Below are 18262 nucleotides of genomic sequence, written 5' to 3'. Positions count from 1 at the left end.
GGCCTAGCCCTGACCGCCCTGGCGGCGGTTCATGAAGGCCAGCCGCTCGAACAGGTGGACATCCTGCTCATTCTTCAAAAGCGCGCCGTGCAGTGGCGGAATGAGCTTTTTCGGATCGCGGGACTTGAGCACATCCACGGGCAGATCCTCGTTCATCAGCAGCTTCAACCAGTCCAGAAGTTCGCTTGTGGAAGGCTTTTTCTTGATGCCCGGCACGTCGCGCACATCGAAGAACAGGCTCAGGGCTTCGCGCACCAGGTCCTTCTGGATATCGGGGAAGTGCACGTCCACGATGTCCTGCATGGTCGCCCTGTCCGGGAAGGCGATATAATGGAAGAAACAGCGGCGCAGAAAGGCATCCGGCAGTTCCTTTTCATTGTTGGACGTGATGATGACGATGGGGCGGTTCTGTGCGCGCACCATTTCGCCGGTTTCATAGACAAAGAATTCCATGCGATCCAGTTCCTGCAACAGGTCGTTGGGGAACTCGATATCCGCCTTGTCGATTTCGTCGATCAGCAGCACCGGGGTGCGGGGGTGTACGAACGCCTCCCACAGCTTGCCGCGCTTGATATAGTTGTTGATGTCCTTGACCCGTTCGTCGCCAAGCTGGCTGTCCCGCAGGCGGGATACGGCGTCATATTCATACAGGCCCTGTTGCGCCTTGGTGGTGGACTTGATGTGCCACTCGATCAGGTCCGTATCCAGCGCCTTGGCCACTTCCTGGGCCAGTACTGTCTTGCCGGTGCCCGGTTCCCCCTTGACCAGCAAGGGCCGTTTCAGCGTAACGGCGGCATTCACGGCCACTTTCAGGTCGTCCGTGGCCACATAATCCTTTGTGCCGGAAAAGCTCATTGGCGGTTCACTCCCTCATGCGCGGCTGAGTATGGCATGGGGCCGAGGGTAGTTGCCCAATCAGGATTGGCAAGTGCCGATTGGACTGATCAGTGTGAAAAAAGGGGGGGTACTTGAAAGGGCACCGAGAAAGGGCGGAAAAGCAGGGGCGAAAATAAGGTGCCGGAGGGGCCGGCGGTACTCAAAACGGGGCAGCCCCTCAGGCCTTGTCGTCAAATGCGACTCCTTCCGGGTTACGGAAGAACGATAGAAACTCAAGGATGTCTTCGGGCGGGAATTGGCGGACCACTTCACCTGTTTCAGTATTAACATTCTGATAGATGAAGCGACCGGATTCCTCGTCCTTTTCAATCCTGAGCTTCGTTTTGGGCTCGTCCTCCTGCGCCGGAATGAATTTTTCCAATGCCTGAGCAGCGCGCTCAAGCGGATCGGAAAGGGGATTGTCGCCAGCGGACCTTCCGTCCTTACCCTGAGAACCCGACGATCCCCCGGCGCCTGCGGCGCCGACGGACAGTGCGGGTTTCACGGATTCAGACGATTGCACCGCCGGTCCCTGGGCCAGTCGGGTCACGTCACCCGGCCTGGATTGGAACGGAACACCTTCCCCAGTTTTCGATATGTCAGACATGGGTCTTCTCCATGACGTCGGGGATTGATGCGCTCTCGTCCGCTCACTTCGCTGAGATTTCTCCTAGCTCATCGGATGAGAGGGCGGGACGCCGCCATCAGGCGGCGCCCCTGAAATCCGTTGAGATTAGAAGAGGCCCAGGACGGTCTGCGGCGCCTGGTTGGCGATCCCCAGAGCCTGAAGACCCAACTGCTGCTTGGTCTGCAGAGCCTGCAGGTTGGCGCTCTCCTTGGCCAGGTCCGCATCCACCAGGTTACCGATACCGGTTTCGATGGAGTCGGACAGACGGGTGGAGAACTCCTGCTGAAGCTCAACCCGCTGGCTGAACGAACCCAGCGAGGACAGGGCCGAGTTCACGTTGGAGATGGAGTTCTCCAGGTTCGTGACCTGCGTGGCCGCATTGGCGCTGGTGGAGATGTCGTCGCTTGCGCCGACGGTGACATTGGCACCGCCCAGCGACAGATCCTGCGCCCCCACCGAAATGGTGTTGGTGCCGGTGTCGTTGGTGATGGCGAGGATGCTGTCGCCGCCGCTTTCAACCGCATTGGTGCCGTTGAAGCTGGCCTCACCCACAATCGTCGTGATCTGGTCACGAAGCTGGGTGAAGTCTTCGTTCAGGGCTGCCCGGCTGGTGCTGTCCAGACCACCATCGGCCGCGGCAACGGCCTTTTCCTTCATCTGGATGAGCAGGTCGGACACCGCCTCACCGGCGGCAATGGCCACATCGGTGGTGGATTGAGCCCGGTCCAGCGAGCCCTGTACGGCATTCAGGCCGCCCAGGTCAGACCGCAGATTCTGTGCGATCTGGAACGTGGCCGCGTCATCCTTGGCGGACGACACTTCCTGGCCGGTGTTGATCCGGCCCTGTGTTTCATTCAACTGGCTGGTGGTTTGGTTCAGGGTACGAAGGGCTGCAAACGCAGATTCGTTGGTGTTGATCGAAAAAGCCATTTTGGCCTCCTTTTTCCGGAGTTGTTATCGGGCATTTTGCCCGCAGAGGCTTTTTGCCTCCAGTCCAGCACTTGCAACTGGCTTGCCAACATTGGCGAGCCAGGGATTTTTCGATCAAGTCTATGGAAAATATGCCGATTAACTCGCTGTTCGGGAAAGAACAGAAAGCAGTTTCGATAGGCAATAATTGCCTAATCGGCATAATTTACCGGCAAACATTACCGAGTAAGGAATTTTGTGCCGGGTGGTGCTCCCGGTTTTGCCGAAAGGGGAGGCCCCTATCCAGGACTCCGCATGGCAGTGCTCCTCGACCCGCTGTCGCCCGTCCACTTTCCGGGCGGGCGCCAATCAATGACCTGTCGCGGCCCCGTTTTGGGGCGGCGGGCGGCGGCGGCCCGCCGTAGCGGGTCGCCCGTCATTATGGTCCTGTTCCCGCGCCTTAACCGAACAGCGAGGTGATGGTCTGCGGCGCCTGATTGGCGATACCCAGAGCCTGAAGACCGAGCTGTTGCTTGGTCTGCAAGGCGGTGAGTTCCGCACTGGCCTTGGCCAGATTGGCATCCACCAGGTTGCCCACGCCCACTTCCACTGCATCGGTCAGCGACGCGACGAACTCCTGTTGCAACTCAACCCGCTGGGAGAAAGACCCCAATGTGGCAAGTGCCGTGTTCACGCTGGAGATGGAAGCCTCCAGATTGTTGACCACGGTTCCGGCCGTTGCGGCGTCGGCAATGCCCTGACTGGCACTGATCGTTACCGTTCCGCCGCCAAGGGACAGGTTCTGATTGGCAACCGAAATCGACCGCGTTGCGGTATCATTGGTGATGGCGATAATGGACTGGCCACCACTGACCACCGCATTGGTGCCATTGAACGAGGCTTCGTTGACGATGGAATCGATCTGGTCACGAAGCTCCACGAAATCCCGGTCCAGCGCCGCACGGCTACTGGAGTCCAGGCCCGTATCCGCCGCGGCGACCGCTTTCTCTTTCATCTGAATGAGAAGGTCGGAAACCGCCTCGGCTGCGGCAACGGCAACATCGGTCGTCGATTGCGCCCGATCCAGGGAGTTTGAGACCGAGTTCAGGCCGGAAATATCCGCGCGCAGGTTCTGCGCAATGGAAAAGATCGCGGCATTGTCCTTGGTCGAAGCTACCTCAAGACCGGTGTTCACCTGTGTTTGTACTGTCTCCAACTGGTTATTGGTTGTGTTCAGGTTACGAAGGGCGCTCAGCGCGCCAGCATTCGTGTTGACCGAAAAGTTCGTCATCGTCTCTCTCCATTCTGAAGAATACCGCCGCGTTTCTGCGGCCAGGCGTTTTGCTTGGCAGAGGGGTTTCTACCTCTCGGCCCGTTTAGTGCGGGATGTGTGCCAATCATGGAAAGAGTGCGCGAAATAAGTATAAATCACTGTAAAAGAACAAGAATTTCATGGTGTGTGATGCGTTGTGGTCGCCATGTCGGGGCAGGCTTTGCCGCTATCGGGGCGTGCGGGCAAAAAGCGCCGGGCAGGGGGTGCCCGGTTGTTGGGCCGCGTATCGGGGCATGGCGGAGGAGGGAGAGGGCAAAAATAGACAACCCCCCGCCGGAGCAGGGGGTTGTTCTGTGGTCTTGACCGCTGGCCGCGACCAGCGCGCCTGGCGTTTAGGGGGAGCAGGTTTTCGGTGGCTTTGGGGCGGGCTCTCCAGCCGTTCTGGAGGAGAGCCCGCATCGGTGCGAACGATTTTTATGCGTGTTCGCTTACCTACCGAAAAGCCTGTTCCCTTAACCGAAGAGCGAGGTGATGGTCTGCGGCGCCTGGTTGGCGATCCCCAGAGCCTGAAGACCCAACTGCTGCTTGGTCTGCAGAGCCTGCAGGTTGGCGCTCTCCTTGGCCAGGTCCGCATCCACCAGGTTGCCGACGCCGGTTTCGATGGAGTCGGACAGACGGGTGGAGAACTCCTGCTGAAGCTCAACCCGCTGGCTGAACGAACCCAGCGAGGACAGGGCCGAGTTCACGTTGGAGATGGAAGCCTCCAGATTCGTGACCTGCGTGGCCGCGTTGGCGCTGGTGGAGATGTCGTCGGTTGCGCCGACCGTCACATTGCCACCGCCCAGCGACAAGTCCTGGGCCGCCACCGAAATGGTGTTGGTGCCGGTGTCATTGGTGATGGCGATGATGTTGTCGCCGCCGCTTTCAACCGCATTGGTGCCGTTGAAGCTGGCCTCACCCACAATCGTCGTGATCTGGTCACGCAATTCGGTAAAGTCCCGATCCAGGGCCGCCCGGCTGGTGCTGTCCAGACCACCATCGGCCGCGGCAACGGCCTTTTCCTTCATCTGGATGAGCAGGTCGGATACGGCTTCACCGGCGGCAATGGCCACGTCTGCCGTGGATTGGGCGCGGTCCAGCGAGCCTTGCACGGATTTCAGGCCGCTCAGGTCAGACCGCAGATTCTGCGCAATCTGGAATACGGCAGCATTGTCTTTGGCGGAGGAAACTTCCTGGCCGGTGTTGATGCGGGTCTGAGTGGTGTTCAACTGCCCGGTCGTGTCATTGAGTTGACGCAGGGCAGACAGAGCACTGGGATTGGTGTTGATCGAAAAGGACATGTTGTCTCTCCATTCTGAAGATGTCGCGGACATTGTGTCCGCCAGGTCTGGCTCTTTTGAGCCGGCTTAGCTGAAGCGTTTTGCTTCGGGACAATGTTATGCGATTGCCGTGCCAGTTTTTCCTATCTGCAACCTGAATATTGATAAGATTCTGAAATTAATCGGTTATTTAACAATATGCGAGGCGGTATATTTTTCCGACACCTCTATCGTTTGTCAAATTAGGCAAAAAATGCCTAATATTTAAGGTGTACTATTGGCCGATGGGCTATATTTGCCGGGTAACTTTTGCCTATTCCGCATATGGTGTCGTCATAGGGTCTTGGCAGGTCGCCTCGCGTCATATGCGGGGCCTGGGGTCGCGAGTGAGCCGCGGGATAATGGGCAGGCTGTGGGTGTGTGGTCGCGCGACTTCGGCGCGGCGCCAGGCCGTGGTTCATCTGGCCTTGCTGGCCCCAAGCGGGACGATCCTAGAGAAGGGAGTTGATCTTGCCGGGCGTGCCCTGTGGCCCGCTACCCGGTTTTTCACCGCCGGAGCTATTGCCGGACTGCTGGTTGGTGCGTGCCTCCGTGCCGCCGCCCGTCGGCGTTGTACCGCCATATGCGCCAGTACCGCCTGCCGGGGGCGGTGTGGGGCGCGCCTGCTGACCGCCGGCATTCCTGGCCTGCATGGCCAGACCTTCCATCACGGTCTTGTTGACGGAAATCAGCTCGTCCAGCGTTTCCTGGCCCCGAATGACCTTGGATGTATGCTTGGAAACCCAGATGGCCAGCGAAATGATGCTTGCGCGCAATTGTGGCGGCAGGCCATTGCCCTTGGCGCCACAGTCCGAGGAAAAGGTGCTCCACATGCGGCGGTTCCAGTCCAGGGCCTTGACCGTCTCAGGATGACGGCTTCCCTTGGGCTGGGCATCCATCAGGGCCCGCGTGACCTTTGCCATCAGACGATATTCCGTCTGCGACGGTGTTTCACTGCTTTGCTGGGCCTGTTGATAGGCTTGATAGGACATGCGCTCGCCTGTTTACCACCTGACAATACATATACCACGCAGGCCGTGGCTTGACCATCCATCTCCCGCGCCGGGCCGGTCTGGCTTGGGCGGCGCCGTATGCGTTCGGGACAGCACGACCAAATATGCAAATATTGTGCCGGTGTGGCATCTGATGGTCGGTTTCAGTCCCCGCTATAAGCCAGGCGCTCCGCCTCGAAGGTGATCAGCTTCTTGCATTTCACCAGGGCCTTGTAATAGTCCGCATTCATCACATCCCGGCTGATTTCCACGCATGTGGATATGGCTTCCGGTGTGGATATGGCGTTCATGAACTCGTTCATGCGCAGCACGAATTCCTCGTAATAGTCCTTATAATTGGGACCATCCATATACATCAGCATGATGGGGAAATAGATCCGACGTGCCGGCGTTGTGACCTGTTCCTCCTTCATGATGTCTTTTTCACGCAGGATCGAGGCCTTGTTGTGGACCATCAGGCTGGACCGCCGGTCCCCGTTTTCCACAACCGCGCCGTTGATCACGATCTTTTCGCCCGGTCGAAGCGATAGCTTAAGCGCCATGGTACCCCCTGAACCGTAAAAATGCCCTTTCATTATTAAATTTTTTTCCAGAGGATTGCAAAAGGGAAAACGCCTGAGCGGTTTCGCCGGTTGCGGGGCGTCGTTACCATTGGCGCTTGAACCCGGTGGGCCATGGACCGGGCAGGGTGGGGTGTGGTGGTATGATTCTTGCTGCCAACCGATCTGTTTCATGGTTGCGTGTCCGCTTGATGCGCAATTGCACCCATGATGCCGGGCCGATCATGCTAGTGTGAAGGCTGTCACGGCTGGAAAGCACAGGAAGGACAGAGTTCATGACGTTAGGTCTCGCTCAAAAGGATTTCGAGACGGCTCGGGCGCAACTGGACCGGTCGGCGCGCAACAAAAGCGGCAAGGCCTCGAAGCTCACCCAGAAAGCCCTGAAAGCCCAGCGGCAGGAGCGCTGGGCGGATGCGGTCAACCTGCTTCTGGAAGTGTCCGAACTGCAACCCGCCAACAATCAGATATGGGTGGTGGTGGCTTTCTGTCTCAGCCAACTGGGCCAGCGGGCCAAGGCGATCGAAACGCTGGAGCACATTCTGGCCCGCAGCGAACCGACGGAACAACTGGTCAATGTGATGGGGCACATGGCGGCGGACATGGAAATGTTCGATGTGTCCGAGAAACTGTGGCACCACGCCATCGCCTTCAACCCGAAGGAGGCGGAATATCACGCCCACCTGGCGGCGGCGATGATGCATCAGGAACGCTATGACGACGCCATCGCCTATCTTCAGAAAGTGCTGCCCATTTTTCCCGAAAATGTGGCCCTTTGGAATGTGGCGGGGCTGTGCGCGCGGGCGCAGCGGAAACAGCCGCAGGCACGGCAGTTCTTTCAGGAGGCGCTCAAGATTAATCCCAATGATTACCGCGCACTGAACAACTATTCCATGATCGCCCCCTGGAAAGAGCGGCCAGACCTGCTGCGCCGGGGGATCGCGCTCCGTCCGACCGAGCCGGAACTGCATGTGGGGTTGGCCTTTGAGCTCTTCATGCGCGGTGAACTGGCGCAAGCCTATCCCGAATATGAATGGCGCCTGGACAAGAACCGGGAAAGCGCGCAGGTGGTGCAGTATGCGGTGGATGCACCCCGTTGGCGGGGGGAGGATCTCACGGGCAAGACCGTGCTGGTGATGAACGAGCAGGGCCTGGGGGACGAGATTCTCTTCTCTTTCCTGTTCGATCGCCTGAAGCCGCTGGCGGGGGAAGTGCTGCTGACCTGTGACAGCCGGCTGACGGACGCTTATGAACGCAATTTTGAATGCCCCGCCTATGCTTCTCAGGATTTCCGCAAGGATGGCTACCGCTTCCGGCACTATCCGGGCCTGGACCGGGAAATTCGGGCTGGCGAGCGGGGCAAGCCCGACTATTGCATTCCGGCCGGGTCTTTGATGCAGCATTTCTGGCACGAGATCGCGGATATGGCGCCCGTGCGCAAGCCGGTTCTCGGCCCTGACCCGGAGCGCGCCGCCTTCTGGCGGGATCGCCTGTCCGGTTTGACCGGCAAGCTGCGTATCGGCCTTGCCTGGACCAGTCAGCGGCAAAAGGGGATGCGCCGTCACCGCTATCTCAGCCTTGAGGACTACGCCCCGTTATTCGAGGTGCCGGGGCTGGAATTCGTCAGCCTGCAATACACCGATTGCGAGGAGGAAATCCGGGACGCGGAGGCGCGCTTCGGCGTGACCATCCATCGCTGGGATGATGTGGACCTCAAGAAGGACATTGAGGCCAATCTGGCCATCATGAGCAATCTGGACCTGTTTGTCGGACCATCCGTGGCGCCCAGTTGGATGGCGCTGGCGGTGGGGCTGCCCACCTATGTGCTGGTGCAGCGCCATTATGCCTTCTGGTGGCATTTCGGGCAGGATACGGATTGCATCGCCTTTGACCCCGATCATTCCCGTATGATCGAATCCCAGCGGGGCAAGGATCTGAATTTCAAGAAATACGGGCCGCTCCACGCGCTGGAGGCCCTGAAAAAAGATTTTGCCGACCGGCTGGCCTGAGCGCCGCCAGGTCTGATGCCGGAACGGTAATACAAACAGGAACGGGAGCAGACAGGGACCATGACCACGCTGGCCATCATACAGACTCGCATGGGGTCCAGCCGCTTGCCCGGCAAGGCATTGATGCCGCTGGCCGGGTGGTCGGTGCTGCATCATGTGGTCACGCGCGCCATGGCGATCAAAGGCGTGGACGATGTGGTGGTGGCCACGGGGGACAGTGTGCAGGATGCCCCCATCGTGGAAACCTGCCGGGCCAATGGCTGGCCGGTGATGACCGGCCCGTCGGCGGATGTGTTGGGCCGGTTCGCGGCGGTGGTGCGCGCGCGCAGGCCCGACGTGGTGCTTCGGCTGACGGGGGACTGTCCGCTTCTGGACCCGGCCATTGTGGCCGCTCTGGGGGCCGCGTTTCACAGCGCTGCCGTGGATTATGGCAATCTGGTGGGTTTTCCCCATGGCATCGACGCCGAATATGTGACGGCGGCACGGCTGCTTCAGGCCGATCGTGACTGCGGCAATCCCACGGCGCGGGAGCATGTGACCATGCCGGTGCGCACCATGGCGGACGTGACCCGGCTGGCCTATCGGCTCAGCAAGAACAGCGGCGGCGTGCGGGCGCGCCATCGCTGGGTGCTGGATTACCGCGAGGATCTGGATTTTCTGGAGCGCGTGGCGGCGCATCTGGGCGCGGATTTTACCCATGCGGATATTGCCGCCATGGCGGCCCTGGTGCGGCACCGCCCGGAACTGCCCGCGATCAATGCCTTTCGCAGCCGCATGTGGCAGCGGCAGACGGACGGCGACCGCGCCCGCGCGGGTGAGGGGCGTGTGGTCACACCCTTGCCGGTGACGCGCTTTCACTGGTCGCCCGAGATTTTCGCGCGGCATTTCCCGGATATGGCCGCCCCTGCCGCGAAAGCGACGGCCCATGCGGTTAACTGATCTGGCGCACCGACGGGTTTATGTGGCGCCGGCCAACCCGGCGGGCAGGGATCTTGCCCGAAGGCTGGGCCACGCCGGGGCCGAGGTGCTGGGCCTGATGGATAATTTCAAGCGCGGCGTGGGCATCATCAATGGCGCGGCGGAGGCTGAATCCTTTGATTATGCGGTTGTGGCGCCGGGCGAGGCGCAGGCAGTCATATGCGAAGGCTTGATGGGGCGCGGTTTTCCGGCGCGCACCCTGTTGACGGCCATGACGGATGATACATTCCGACCCTATCGGCGGCGCTGGTCCGTGCGTCTTGGCCGCCTTCGGGGCCGGTTGCGCAGCGGCCTTTTCCGGTTGGCGCGGAGGATGGTGTCGCAAAAGGGCACCGTTTATTACGCGGAAGGATTTTTCGACAGCAATGTGCTGCTCGCCTATCGGCACCACCGCGCTGTCCATGGCAAAGAGGCCCGCCTTGTAGGGTTTGATGCACCTCCGCCGCCGGGATGTGTCGCCGATCAGCCGGGTGTTTGGCTGAACCGGCCCATGACCGGTTGGTGGCCGCTGGTGCGGGCGGCGCGGCTGGTGGTGGATCATGAAGCCACCAGTGACCGGTTTGCCTGCCTGCGTGCCGCCGTGCCGGTGGTTCAGCTCTGGCACGGGCTGCCCTACAAGGCGCTGGCGGGCAATGGTCATTATGAGCATGTGCGGGATGCGGCTTTTCTGTCTTCGTCGGCCTGGTTCAATCGTCATGTGTTTCCCGGCATGTTTCGGGCGGCACGCTATGAGGCGCTTGGCTATCCCCGCTGCGATGCGCTGATCCAGCCCCGGATTGACAGGCCGTGGGAGGTGAGCGTCTCGCGGGAACGGCTGGAAGCCGTGCTGGCGGACACGGGGCCGCTCTGGGTTTATATGCCCACCTTTCGGGATGCGGACCCCACCCGCGCGGGCCTTGATCTGGACTGGGCAGAGGGGCTGGCGGCGCGGCACGGGCGCTCCCTGGTCCTCAAATATCACCCCTTTGTGGCCCGCGCGGTGCAGGATGCGCTGGACCTGCCCTTGACGGACGATCTGCTACCGCTGCCGGGGTACCCGCATCTTTATCTGTTCCCCGGCGGGCGCGATCCTTATCCATGGCTGGCGGAGGCGGAATGCCTGATCACGGATTATTCTTCCGTCGCGTTCGATTTTCTCGTTTGCGACCGCCCGATCGTCTATTACCAGTTCGACCGGGACGCCTATCAGGCGGTGCGCGGCGCCGCCGCCGTGCCGGACAGCCTGTTTATCGCCGGGCCCGTGGCGCGGGACCGGGCCGACCTGGCCGCGGCGCTGGCCGATGTGGCTGCCGGTCAGGATGGATACGCCCGAACCCGGCGGGATCTGCGCCGCCGGCTTGAACTGGTGGACCGGCCCGCCACGCCCGCCATTGTGGACTTCATCCGGGAGATAGCATGACCACGGTGATCACCTATGGCACCTTCGATCTGTTCCATGTGGGCCATGTGCGGCTGCTGGAACGGGCGCGCGGCTTCGGTGACAGGCTGGTGGTGGGGCTGTCCACCGACGCCTTCAATGAAACCAAGGGCAAGACCACGCTGATGCCCTATGCCCACCGCGCCGCCATCCTTGAAAGCTGTCGCCATGTGGACCGGGTGATCCCGGAGGAAAGCTGGGACCAGAAGCGGCGCGACATTCAGGCATTTGGCGTGGACGTGTTCGTCATGGGGGATGACTGGCGGGGCCGGTTCGATGATCTCGGCGATCTGTGCCGGGTGGAATATCTGCCCCGCACACGGGATGTATCCTCCAGCCAGCTCAAGCAGGCCATCCGGGTCTTTCAGCAGCTTGATCAGGATTTGTCATGACCACGGCGTCGCTGCATCTGGTGTTCTGCATTGATGCGGGTTTCGCCCCGCACATGGCGGCCACGCTGGAAAGCGTGCGGCGCACCACGCCGGGCCCGCTGGTGGCACACGTGCTGCACGGCGGGCTTGCGGCGGACGAGGCGGAGGGCCTGAACGCCATGGCGGGGGCGGGGCTTGCGGTGCACCTGTATGATCTGGGGCCGGGTGCCTTTGCCGATGCCATGCTGGGGGATGCCCTGGCTGAACGCCTGAGCGTGGCCACTTATTATCGCTTCGCGCTGGCGCGGGTGCTGCCAAAGACGGTGACCCGCGTGCTCTACATGGATGCGGACATGATCGCGCTGGAAAGCCTGCGCCCGCTTTATGACCATACCGATTTGCAGGGCCATGTGGTGGCGGCGGTGAGCGAAACCAAGCTGGAACCGCGCGGACAGGGGCGGCTGCTTGGCACCACGCGCGGGCGGTATTTCAGCGCCGGTCTGATGCTGGTGGACATGGATGCCTGGCGGTCGGCGCGGGTGGAACAGGCGCTGATGGATCAGCTTCATTCCGGGCACCGGTTCGATTATAACGATCAGGACATTCTGAATCTGGTGCTGGACGGGCGGGTTCTGTATCTCGGTCAGCGCTATAATGTGCAGACCCACAGCTTGCATGACGGCACCGCGCCCGCCGATCCGGCGATCATGCACTTCACCGGCCCGGAAAAGCCCTGGCGGCGATCCTGTGTTCATCCCTATCGGCAGGCGTACCGGGATGCGCGGGATGCCACGCCCTTCACCCCTTGGGCACCTGACCTTTATCTGGACCGGCATGACCATGCCCTGATCGAACATGTGGCGCGAAATGTGGCCCCGAATGCCCGACTTGCGCTTTACGGCGCGGGGGAGCGGGGGCGACGGCTGATGCTTGCATTGACGGATCGGCTGCCGGGGCTGCGGATGATCGCCATGCTGGACCGGGATGTGCGCGGGGCGTTCGACGGTGTGCCCATACGGGGAGACATGGACTTTGCCACGGTGGATCATGTGGTTATCACCTCGGCGGCGTTCGCGGACGAGATCGCGGCGGACCTGCGGGCGCGGGGCGTGCCGGATCATCAGGTGATCCGACCGCCGCGGCCCCGGCTGAATGCCGGGGAACAGGATGCCACGGGGGCGACATTGTGAGACTGCTGTTGATCGCCCGCGTCAATGCCCGCTCCACCCGCCTGTCGGGCGTGTTTGCCAAGCTGAAAGGGCAGGTCGCGGCCCTGTCGTCGGCGGGCGCGGATGTGGGCTTTCTGCATATGGACGGCAACCGGCAGGTGCTGGCCCGGTGGGACGATGCGGTCAAAGCCCTGATGTACGAGCGTGAATGGGGCCCCGTGGCCAAGCAGGGGGAACAGGAAATCTTCTGGCAGGGGGCCGCCGAGGCGGCGCGACTGTGGGCGCCGGATACCGTTCTGTTGCGCTATGAACGCATGTATGAGGCGCCGGTGCTCGTCACTTTTCTTGAAAGCCTGCCCCGCCAGACCGTGCGGCTGCTGGAATTTCCCACACTTCCCTATGCGGGGGAGATCGCCGACCCGGCGCTGGTGGCGGCGGATCGGGCCAACCGGGACCGGCTGCCCCCCCATGTGTCGCAGGCTCTATCGCCTTCGCCGGTGGCGGCGGTGTCCGGTATGCCGGTGGCCCGTTTTGACAACCGGATCGACCTGAGCGCGCCGGAAATCACCCTGGGCCAGGGGCCGTTGTCTGGCCCCGATGGGGTGCTGCACCTTCTGGTGGTGTCGTTTCTGGAATCCTACAAGGGGATCGACCGGGCTTTGGCCGGGCTGGCCGATGCGCCGGATGTACCCGCCCGGCTGACCGTGGTGGGGGAGGGTAGCGAGCGGCCCGCCCTGATGCGTCAGGCCGAAAGGCTGAACATCACGGATCGCGTAACCTTTACCGGCCCGTTGAGCGGTGCCGCGCTGCACCCTCTTCTGGCGCGGGCCAGCGCCGGGGTGGGCTCCATCGGTATGCACCGCAAGGGGGTGACGGCGGGCAGCCCGCTCAAGGGCCGGCTTTATATGGCCTGCGGCCTGCCGGTGATCGTTTCCTATGACGACCCCCTGCTGGAGCGGGCGGGGCCGATAATCCGCGTGCCCGCGGACGACAGCCCCTTGCCGGTGGCGCAGATCGCGCGGGAGGTGAACGCTCTCACCCTGAGCGGTGCGACCCGCCAAAGCATTGCCGGGACGGCCCGGCCCGAAATCGGCTGGGAAGGTTTTGCCCGCTGGTTGCTGAACCTGACGCGCCGGGCGGCTCAGGCGTCGTAACCGAACCGGTCAAGATAGGGGGCGAGGGCGGTTGCCATGCGCGCGCGATCGTCGGGCGGAATATCCGCCGCCGGCCTGTGATGGACAGCGGTTGTGTGGTCCCCGGTGGTATCCGGCAGGCCAAGCTGGCGGGCAAGCCGATGGATTGTGGCGGCGGGTGCTCCGGTGAATGCTTCATGGGTCTGGGTGACAAAACAGGCTTTGGGGAGAGATTCCGTCTGGCGCAGGATGCGATCCATCACGGCCCGGTAAAAGGCGATTGCCTGATCCAGGTCATCGGGGCACCAGCGCTGCGCCTGGAACGAGCGCACCACGTCGAACGGATGGCGCACCACATGAACGAAACGCGCGGACGGGAACAGCGCATGTAGCCAGGGCGCATGGAGCAGGTTGAAGGTGTTGTCTTCCACATAGACACGGGCACCGGTTTTTTCCAGCAGGCCCGTAATGGTGGCCCAGGCAAAGGCCCGGCACGCGGTGAGCAGGCTGTCCGCGTCCGGGCAGGGGGCGAACCACAGTGTGCCCTCGTCCGCCATGCCGCCGACCCAGCGTGCCGGATAGCGAAAGGCGGTGAGCCGATCGATCAACTGTTCGGCATGGTGACGGAAGCCGGGAAAATGGCGGTCCAGCTCCCAGCCCCGATAGGGCGGGCCGTCACTCTCGTCGCCCGCCAGGGTCATGAGAAAGGCGTGCAAGCGTTTCAGGCGCCTGTCATAATGATAGGGCGACCAGATATTTCCGGCACATGCCATGAAGTCTACCAGCCCGTCCGGGTCGATCAGGAAGCGGTGTTCGAAGGGCAGGGCGGTGCAGCCCGGCTGCTCGCCCAGCACCGTGCGCAGGATCGATGTGCCGCACCGGCCCGTGCCGCCGATGAAAACCACGTCTGGTTCGTTGGGGGGCGCGCCCATCAGCTCATCCATCTTTCCAGCGTGAAGGCTTCGGCGAAAGAGGCGCCGCAGATCACGCCGCGCACCCGCGCCAGCCCTTCGAGAAAGGCCGGGTCCGAATAGGCGCGCCTGGCCTGGGTCTCGTAGCAGGCGATGGCTCTGAGCTTGGCATCCAGTTGGGGTCGGGTCAGCCGGACAAAGAAATTCAGCCGCGTTTCCAGCATGTTCCAGGGTGCTTCATAGCACAGCACCCGCGTTTGCTTGAAGGCGCGCAGACCTTCCCACGCGATCACCCCGTGATCCTGATGGATGTCCTCTCGCGTGGGCATCAGTACCAGATCCGGGGACAGGTCCCGGCGCAGGGTTATCATGTCTTCCAGTATGTCCTGGCGGTGTTCGCTGAACCGGCGCACCGGATAGCGGAAGATGCGACAATTGGCGGACGGTACGCCCAGCAAGGATGAGGCGTGCCTGAATTCCGTTACCAGCGCTTCGCTGTCATAACCATCGGGCAGGGACGTGTCGCAGGTGGAAAAAACGGCCACATGGATCGGCACCCCGGCGTCCGCCAGTCGTGCGATCAGCCCGCCGCAGCCGAATTCCGCGTCGTCCGGGTGGGGGGCGAGCACGAGAACGGAATTGATCCCGGTAAAGCCGTCGGGCAGGGTTGTCATGAACTGGGCTCCAGGCGCAATTGTCAAATCGATGGGATTAAAGACGATTTTCAAGCATATTTCCAGACCGACCTTGCAAGGCCGGGGCCAGCCGGTCGCTGTGTCATGGGTCGGGCGATCTGGCCCGGCTCTTGCTGGTTACCCTGTGCGGGGTGCGTGCCCCAGCTTATGGCAGGGAAAGGGAAACCGGTTTCCATGACACCACTGTTTCTGATCGGGCGACAGCGCAGCGGCACCAGTGCGCTCAGGGAGGCGATCAAGCATCACGGCCCCTTCCGCTGTGACGGCGAAACGCTGAATTCAAAGGTGTGTGACAAGGCCCTGAATTTCTATTGCTTTTTGGACCGGCAGAGCAGCGGCGCGGTGGCCCGGCCCCATCAGCGCATGGATCAGTTCTCGGCCTTTTTGCGGCATGTGTATGATGATGTGCTGCCACGGGATCATGACCTGCTGGTGGACCTGAAATACGATCAGAGCAATGGCCTGGACGCCAACTGGAACCTGCCCGACCGACCACCCCGGATCATTGCCCGTCTGGTCGCGGAAAACTGGCCGGTGATCCATCTGGTCCGGCGCAACAAGTTGGCCCAGATCGTTTCCTTCGAGAAGGCGCGCAAAACCGATCAGTGGGCCTTGCGCACGGGCAAGGCGCGGGCGGATGCACGAGTCTGGCTCAACCCCGACACGCTGATTTATCGCATAGAGACCGAAATGGCCCGGAATCAGGCATTCGCGGATTTTCTGGCGAACCATGACCGCATCGTCACGCTGACCTATGAAGACCTTTTCCTGCCGGGCAGCAATCGGGTGGCGGAACCCGCCGTGGACGCCATTGACGCGCTTTTGCCAGCGGATCGCCGGTTGCACCGACCGGTGGAAACCTGGCTGGTGAAACAGGCGCGCGATTTCATGGCGGATATCGTTAATGAGGCGGAGGTGCGCTCGGTTCTGGAAGCCAGCCCCCATGCCTGGATGATCCCGAACGACACCATGGCAGAAAGGGCCGCCAGGGTTTGACCAGACTCCCCGGCGATCATGTCATGGGTCGTTTTCAGGTGGCCCGGTCCAGAAAGACCAGATGGTACCATTTCAGGAAGTTGATCCAGCGCCAGACGATGGAGCCCTGTTCAAGACTGCCGGAGCTGGTGAGAAAGCCATCAAAGGTCTCACGCAATCGGGTGCTGTCGAGAAACGGCACCGCGTCGGCCAGGTCCAGCCAGTCCCGCACATCGTCCGCCATGGACCAGAGCAGGTCGCGTTCCGTGGCGGTGAAGCCGATCTTGTCTCGCCGGTCCAGTATGGCATCAGGCACGATGCCGCGCATGGCTTCCCGGAAAGCGTGCTTGGTGCGCCCTGTGGGTGAGACCAGATGGGATTCGGGCAGTGAAAAGCCCAGCTCCGCCAGAGCGGGGGTGGCGAACGGCACCCGGTTCTCTATGGAAAAATGCATGGCGTTCCGGTCGCCGTGCCGCAACAGGCGGGGAAGGCCGAATTCCAGCGCCCTGGCGCGCATCTGATTGGCCACGCGCCGCCCCCGGGCCGGGTTTCGTGCCCGGTGGAAAGGGGCTGTGAATGGAATGCCTGCGGCCTGAAAAGGGGTCAGGTCCAGCCAGGGAGTGGTGGCTGGGTTCACGGGCGCCGGACGGCGGCGGGCGAACAGTTCCTGCAGGACTGCCCGGCGCAGGGCTGCCGAGGTCTTGCGGCCCGGCCAGCGGCACCAGCCCCGGAAGAAGTGCCGGGCTTTCCCCCATTGGCCCGTTTCGATCAGGCTGGCCAGTCTCTGGGGGGCATAGCCGTCATAACCGCCGAGAAGCTCATCCGCGCCCTGACCTTCGAGCAATACCTTGATGCCATCCTCGTGGGCCGCTGCATTCACCCGGAACTGGGCAAAAACGGTCAAACCGGAACAGGGCTCCCCCTGGGCGGTTATGAAGCGGTCCAGATCACGGATCAGAACGTCGCGGGTAATTGTGGTCTTGTTCGGGGTCGCGCCCGTGGCCGCATTGGACAGGTCCACCCAGCGTTCTTCGGACAGCCGCGGATGATCGGCAATGAAGCTGTAGGTGGCAAGGTCTGCGTCCGGCTCCAGATGGCGTACGGCGCCGGCAATGGCGGCGGAATCGATGCCCCCGGATAGCGCCACACCGAGCGGCACATCGCTGCGCATGTGTAGCCGTACCGAGTGCAGAAAGGTTTCCCTGAGCGCGGCGACGGTATCCGTGAAGGACAGGTCCGGGCGCGCCCCGATGCCGGGATGCCACCAGCGCTGCTGGGGCGGGGCGGTGTGCTGGCTGATACTGGCGTCCTGAGTCAGGGGCAGGTCCATCACATGGCCGGGCGGAAGCTGGCGCAGGCCGTCCAGAAAGGTCTCGCCGTCCTGATCATAGTCCAGATCGTGGAGATAGCGGAATACCGCGCGCATGTTCAGGGCGGGGTCGGGCATCAGGGTCCTGAGTGCCCGGATGTCCGAGCCGAACAGGAAGGCGCCATCGTGCCAGCCATAATAGAGCGGCTTGATGCCGAAACCGTCCCGAACCAGGGCCAGCCGGTCATTGTGGCGATCCAAAACGGCAAAGGCGAACATGCCGATCAGGCGCGGGAGCACATCCCGGCCCCAGTGGCGCCACGCTTCCAGCAGCACTTCGGTGTCGGTGCGGGTGCGGCAGACCACGCCTTCGGCGGCGAGGGCATCGCGCAATTCCCGGTAATTGTATATTTCCCCATTGAAAACAAGAATATACCGTCCATCCGTTGACTGGAAGGGCTGGTGCCCGGCGGCGGACAGGTCGATAATGGACAGGCGCCTGTGTCCCAGGCGCAGATGCCCTTTGGCTGTTTGATGCGCGAAAACGCCCCGGTCGTCCGGGCCGCGATGGGCCAGCCGGTCGAGAGCCGTATCGAACCGGGCGGCGTCGTCGGGGGCGGGGCGGGGAGTGAACCAGCCGAGCAGACCGCACATGGCTAGTTCCCTTTCGGAAAATGTGGG

17 protein-coding genes are annotated in these 18262 nt (G+C 62.1%); 7 read left to right on the top strand and 10 right to left on the bottom strand.

Annotated elements, in window-relative coordinates; all coding sequences use genetic code 11:
- Window positions 1–3: 3 nt before the first annotated feature.
- The 7 genes from WGH93_RS08970 to flbT form a co-directional block, all read right to left on the bottom strand.
- A complete protein-coding gene (locus WGH93_RS08970) occupies window positions 4–855 on the bottom strand; it encodes an AAA family ATPase (RefSeq protein ID WP_374764543.1) in 852 nt (283 codons plus the stop codon).
- A gap of 199 nt (window positions 856–1054) precedes the next feature.
- Complete coding sequence (locus WGH93_RS08965; RefSeq protein WP_374764542.1) at window positions 1055–1483, bottom strand: flagellar protein FlaG; 429 nt, start codon at window positions 1481–1483, stop codon at window positions 1055–1057.
- Between the two features lie 126 nt (window positions 1484–1609).
- Window positions 1610–2434, bottom strand: coding sequence for a flagellin (locus WGH93_RS08960; RefSeq protein ID WP_374764541.1), 825 nt, complete (start codon window positions 2432–2434; stop codon window positions 1610–1612).
- 439 nt (window positions 2435–2873) lie between these two features.
- On the bottom strand, window positions 2874–3704 hold the full coding sequence (locus WGH93_RS08955) for a flagellin (RefSeq protein ID WP_374764540.1): 831 nt from the start codon (window positions 3702–3704) through the stop codon (window positions 2874–2876).
- Between the two features lie 494 nt (window positions 3705–4198).
- Complete coding sequence (locus WGH93_RS08950; RefSeq protein WP_374764539.1) at window positions 4199–5026, bottom strand: flagellin; 828 nt, start codon at window positions 5024–5026, stop codon at window positions 4199–4201.
- A gap of 470 nt (window positions 5027–5496) precedes the next feature.
- Window positions 5497–6036 (bottom strand): flagellar biosynthesis regulator FlaF, encoded by a 540-nt coding sequence (gene flaF, locus WGH93_RS08945; protein ID WP_374764538.1) that lies wholly within the window; start codon window positions 6034–6036, stop codon window positions 5497–5499.
- 164 nt (window positions 6037–6200) lie between these two features.
- Complete coding sequence (gene flbT, locus WGH93_RS08940) at window positions 6201–6599, bottom strand: flagellar biosynthesis repressor FlbT (RefSeq protein ID WP_374764537.1); 399 nt, start codon at window positions 6597–6599, stop codon at window positions 6201–6203.
- Between the two features lie 293 nt (window positions 6600–6892).
- Here flbT and WGH93_RS08935 point away from each other — a divergent pair, with 293 nt between their 5' ends.
- From WGH93_RS08935 to WGH93_RS08910, 6 genes are read left to right on the top strand one after another with little or no spacing between them, the layout of a single operon-like run.
- A complete protein-coding gene (locus tag WGH93_RS08935) occupies window positions 6893–8623 on the top strand; it encodes a tetratricopeptide repeat protein (RefSeq protein WP_374764536.1) in 1731 nt (576 codons plus the stop codon).
- Between the two features lie 60 nt (window positions 8624–8683).
- Window positions 8684–9562 carry a cytidylyltransferase domain-containing protein gene (locus tag WGH93_RS08930; RefSeq protein ID WP_374764535.1) on the top strand — a complete coding sequence of 293 codons (879 nt, stop codon included), beginning with the start codon at window positions 8684–8686 and terminating at the stop codon, window positions 9560–9562.
- Window positions 9549–11000, top strand: coding sequence for a CDP-glycerol glycerophosphotransferase family protein (locus WGH93_RS08925; RefSeq protein ID WP_374764534.1), 1452 nt, complete (start codon window positions 9549–9551; stop codon window positions 10998–11000). The genes WGH93_RS08930 and WGH93_RS08925 overlap by 14 nt, the downstream gene beginning before the upstream one ends.
- Window positions 10997–11410, top strand: coding sequence for an adenylyltransferase/cytidyltransferase family protein (locus WGH93_RS08920; RefSeq protein WP_374764533.1), 414 nt, complete (start codon window positions 10997–10999; stop codon window positions 11408–11410). Before WGH93_RS08925 ends, WGH93_RS08920 begins: the two co-directional genes overlap by 4 nt.
- The gene (locus WGH93_RS08915; RefSeq protein ID WP_374764532.1) at window positions 11407–12579 is read left to right on the top strand and encodes a glycosyltransferase; all 1173 of its coding nucleotides are present in this window, start codon (window positions 11407–11409) and stop codon (window positions 12577–12579) included. The genes WGH93_RS08920 and WGH93_RS08915 overlap by 4 nt, the downstream gene beginning before the upstream one ends.
- Window positions 12576–13712: a glycosyltransferase gene (locus tag WGH93_RS08910; RefSeq protein WP_374764531.1), complete on the top strand. Its 1137-nt coding sequence runs from the start codon at window positions 12576–12578 to the stop codon at window positions 13710–13712. The genes WGH93_RS08915 and WGH93_RS08910 overlap by 4 nt, the downstream gene beginning before the upstream one ends.
- On the opposite strand, the gene WGH93_RS08905 is transcribed toward WGH93_RS08910, so the two are convergent.
- Window positions 13700–14623, bottom strand: coding sequence for a sulfotransferase family protein (locus WGH93_RS08905; RefSeq protein WP_374764530.1), 924 nt, complete (start codon window positions 14621–14623; stop codon window positions 13700–13702). The genes WGH93_RS08910 and WGH93_RS08905 overlap by 13 nt on opposite strands.
- Complete coding sequence (locus WGH93_RS08900; protein ID WP_374764529.1) at window positions 14623–15276, bottom strand: PIG-L deacetylase family protein; 654 nt, start codon at window positions 15274–15276, stop codon at window positions 14623–14625. Before WGH93_RS08900 ends, WGH93_RS08905 begins: the two co-directional genes overlap by 1 nt.
- Before the next feature lie 195 nt (window positions 15277–15471).
- Here WGH93_RS08900 and WGH93_RS08895 point away from each other — a divergent pair, with 195 nt between their 5' ends.
- A complete protein-coding gene (locus WGH93_RS08895; RefSeq protein WP_374764528.1) occupies window positions 15472–16293 on the top strand; it encodes a hypothetical protein in 822 nt (273 codons plus the stop codon).
- A 34-nt stretch (window positions 16294–16327) separates the two neighbouring features.
- Here the strand turns inward: WGH93_RS08895 and asnB are convergent, their stop codons facing one another.
- Window positions 16328–18235, bottom strand: a complete 1908-nt coding sequence (asnB, locus tag WGH93_RS08890) for an asparagine synthase (glutamine-hydrolyzing) (protein ID WP_374764527.1) — start codon at window positions 18233–18235, stop codon at window positions 16328–16330.
- Window positions 18236–18262 lie beyond the last annotated feature (27 nt).

This window comes from Yunchengibacter salinarum (assembly GCF_037658235.1).
Lineage (GTDB): Bacteria > Pseudomonadota > Alphaproteobacteria > Sphingomonadales > Kordiimonadaceae > Yunchengibacter > Yunchengibacter salinarum.
Note: the sequence above shows the minus strand (reverse complement) of the source record. Positions and strands in the feature narration are given on the sequence as shown.

Bases quoted from the DNA above. Each gene is read 5' to 3' on its own strand.
- WGH93_RS08915 (WP_374764532.1), top strand. From the start codon at position 11,407: ATGACCACGGCGTCGCTGCATCTGGTGTTCTGCATTGATGCGGGTTTC.
- asnB (WP_374764527.1), bottom strand. From the start codon at position 18,235: ATGTGCGGTCTGCTCGGCTGGTTCACTCCCCGCCCCGCCCCCGACGAC.
- WGH93_RS08925 (WP_374764534.1), top strand. From the start codon at position 9,549: ATGCGGTTAACTGATCTGGCGCACCGACGGGTTTATGTGGCGCCGGCC.
- WGH93_RS08895 (WP_374764528.1), top strand. From the start codon at position 15,472: ATGACACCACTGTTTCTGATCGGGCGACAGCGCAGCGGCACCAGTGCG.
- WGH93_RS08935 (WP_374764536.1), top strand. From the start codon at position 6,893: ATGACGTTAGGTCTCGCTCAAAAGGATTTCGAGACGGCTCGGGCGCAA.
- WGH93_RS08900 (WP_374764529.1), bottom strand. From the start codon at position 15,276: ATGACAACCCTGCCCGACGGCTTTACCGGGATCAATTCCGTTCTCGTG.
- WGH93_RS08960 (WP_374764541.1), bottom strand. From the start codon at position 2,434: ATGGCTTTTTCGATCAACACCAACGAATCTGCGTTTGCAGCCCTTCGT.
- WGH93_RS08950 (WP_374764539.1), bottom strand. From the start codon at position 5,026: ATGTCCTTTTCGATCAACACCAATCCCAGTGCTCTGTCTGCCCTGCGT.
- WGH93_RS08905 (WP_374764530.1), bottom strand. From the start codon at position 14,623: ATGGGCGCGCCCCCCAACGAACCAGACGTGGTTTTCATCGGCGGCACG.
- flaF (WP_374764538.1), bottom strand. From the start codon at position 6,036: ATGTCCTATCAAGCCTATCAACAGGCCCAGCAAAGCAGTGAAACACCG.
- WGH93_RS08970 (WP_374764543.1), bottom strand. From the start codon at position 855: ATGAGCTTTTCCGGCACAAAGGATTATGTGGCCACGGACGACCTGAAA.
- WGH93_RS08965 (WP_374764542.1), bottom strand. From the start codon at position 1,483: ATGTCTGACATATCGAAAACTGGGGAAGGTGTTCCGTTCCAATCCAGG.
- WGH93_RS08930 (WP_374764535.1), top strand. From the start codon at position 8,684: ATGACCACGCTGGCCATCATACAGACTCGCATGGGGTCCAGCCGCTTG.
- WGH93_RS08920 (WP_374764533.1), top strand. From the start codon at position 10,997: ATGACCACGGTGATCACCTATGGCACCTTCGATCTGTTCCATGTGGGC.
- flbT (WP_374764537.1), bottom strand. From the start codon at position 6,599: ATGGCGCTTAAGCTATCGCTTCGACCGGGCGAAAAGATCGTGATCAAC.
- WGH93_RS08955 (WP_374764540.1), bottom strand. From the start codon at position 3,704: ATGACGAACTTTTCGGTCAACACGAATGCTGGCGCGCTGAGCGCCCTT.